2 protein-coding genes are annotated in these 2302 nt (G+C 48.9%); one reads left to right on the top strand and one right to left on the bottom strand.

Annotated features, from left to right (window positions below; all coding sequences use genetic code 11):
- On the bottom strand, positions 1-833 hold an 833-nt coding region (locus B3F49_RS07945), incomplete at its 3' end, for a tripartite tricarboxylate transporter substrate-binding protein (RefSeq protein WP_293910255.1).
- Positions 834-1000: 167 nt separating this feature from the next.
- Here B3F49_RS07945 and B3F49_RS07940 point away from each other — a divergent pair.
- On the top strand, positions 1001-2302 hold a 1302-nt coding region (locus tag B3F49_RS07940; protein WP_293910253.1), incomplete at its 3' end, for a sulfatase.

The following is a 2302-nucleotide window of genomic DNA, read 5'->3' as shown; positions in this document are numbered from 1 at the left end:
TAGAGCTTATCGACAATCTGCTGGTCCGTACCACTTCGGATGGCGAGGTAGTTAAGCCCGGGAGCATTGATGTCATACCCTTGTGAAGCAAAACTTGGGACTGTGATGCCTTCAAATCCAGTATATGGCTCATTGGAGAAGACCCCTACAGGAACGACTGATCCATCTGCGAGTAGATCGATGACTGAAGTCGGGGCGGCAACCGCTACATCCACCACGCCATTTGCGGCATTCAGCACAGCTTCACGGGCACCACCATAGGTGACTGCCTCAGCCTTGACCCCAGCCAAGCCATACAAGCCTCCCTGAAGCACTGCAATATCGGTACCAGCTCCTGTGGTGCCATATTTCAAGGATTTCTTGGTTGAAGCATACTGCTTGAGACTCTCCATGTCATGGATACCTGTCTTTGCATTGGCGAACAAGACGAAGTTGATGTTCTCGATACCGATGATAGGAATCAGGTCATCCCTGGAATATGCAAGCTTGTTGGTTTGCACATTGGGAATGGTAACAGACTGGGCCCTTCCAAGAAGAAGAATGTTGTGTGTATTCGGCTTCTCCTTCATGTACTCAGTCAAAGCAATGATGCCACCAGCTCCGACGCGGTTGACAACAACCACCGGCTTGCCTAGAAGGGGTTCTGACATCGTTGCAATCTTTCTGGCGATGATGTCTGCAGCACCGCCCGCTACGAAGGGAACGGTAATTGTGACATTCTGGGTTGGCCAGGCGACCTCGGTGGAAGTCGCAGAGGTGGTTTCCTGGTTTCCTGCAGCAAACAGGCCGCCTACGATTAGAACCATAATCAGAAGAAGAGCAATCTTTCTCATCAACATTCTCCTTTCATCCATGTCAATGCCATGGATCATACTTGTTTTACTTAAACATATCATTGGATTTATAATCGCGCAACTTAAATTTTAAAATAAATTTTATTTTGACATTTAATCATATTGGATATATCCTGCTCTTATAGCGTGTATCTTTGGAGGCCCAAATGCGAGCAGTGATGGTGATGTTCGATTCACTCAATCGACACTTTCTTCCCAACTATGGAAACGACTCAGTATATATGCCCAACTTTGAACGTTTGGAAGAATTGACCATAACGTTTGACAAGAGTTACGTGGCAAGCCTCCCCTGCATTCCGGCAAGAAGAGAGCTTCATACAGGCAGATACAACTTCATGCACCGAAGCTGGGGCCCGCTGGAACCATATGATGACAGCATGCCCCAATTGCTTTCACAAGCAGGATGCCATACCCACCTGGTGACCGACCATGTCCATTACTGGGAAGACGGTGGTTCAACCTATCACAACAGGTACAGCTCCTATGAGTTCGTGCGTGGCCAGGAAGGAGACAAGTGGAAGGGGTCTGCCAAACCGATGGATAGGCCAAATGTCCTTGGTCGCTGGCAGAAACAAGACAGTATAAACAGGGAATACACAAATACCGATGCCACGGCACCGATGACTACAACGTTCGATTTAGGGCTTGATTTCATGAAAAGGAATGTCAAGGATGACAACTGGTTTCTCCAGATTGAGACCTTCGATCCCCATGAACCCTTCGTTTCTCCCGATTCCTATCTTGAACAATATGAAAAGACCTATGATGGACCTCAATTTGATTGGCCCGAATATCGGAGGACCAATGAAACACCTGAACAAATCGAACATGTACGCAACAAATACCGCGCACTCTTGAGTATGTGCGACAAGAATCTCGGCAGGGTTTTGGATACGTTCGATGAGTACAACATGTGGGAAAACACCATGCTCATCGTGAACACAGACCATGGGTTTCTGCTTGGGGAGCATGGCTGGTGGGCCAAGTGCGTCCAGCCTTTCTATGATGAGGTCTCTCATACCCCGCTCTTCATATGGGATCCTCGATCAGCGAAACGCAATGAACACAGGCAGGCGCTGGTCCAGACAATAGACCTTGCACCAACGCTGCTTTCCTTCTTCAATCAGCCGTGTCCGCCTGACATGATGGGTAAGGACCTTGCGCCCGTCATAGCATCGGATGAAAGGATCCGCGACAAGCTTTTCTTCGGAATGTTTGGGGGTCATATCAACTGCCTTTGGGGTGACTACGTGTACATGAAGGCTCCCAAACTGGCTCAGGACAAGCCAAATCTCCTCTATAATTATACCCTCATGCCGATGCACATGCGCAGCATGTTCTCCTTGGATGAATTGAAGCAAGGAGAGTATGGAACTACATTTTCTTTTACCAAGGGCTGCCCACTGCTCCGATTCCCGGGGGCCTTCGGCGCTCCGGGAGGGGAGGCC

It is taken from the genome of Sphaerochaeta sp. UBA5836 (genome assembly GCF_002432845.1).
GTDB lineage: Bacteria > Spirochaetota > Spirochaetia > Sphaerochaetales > Sphaerochaetaceae > Sphaerochaeta.
The sequence above is the reverse complement of the archived record's forward strand: the minus strand, read 5'-3'. Positions and strand labels throughout refer to the sequence as shown.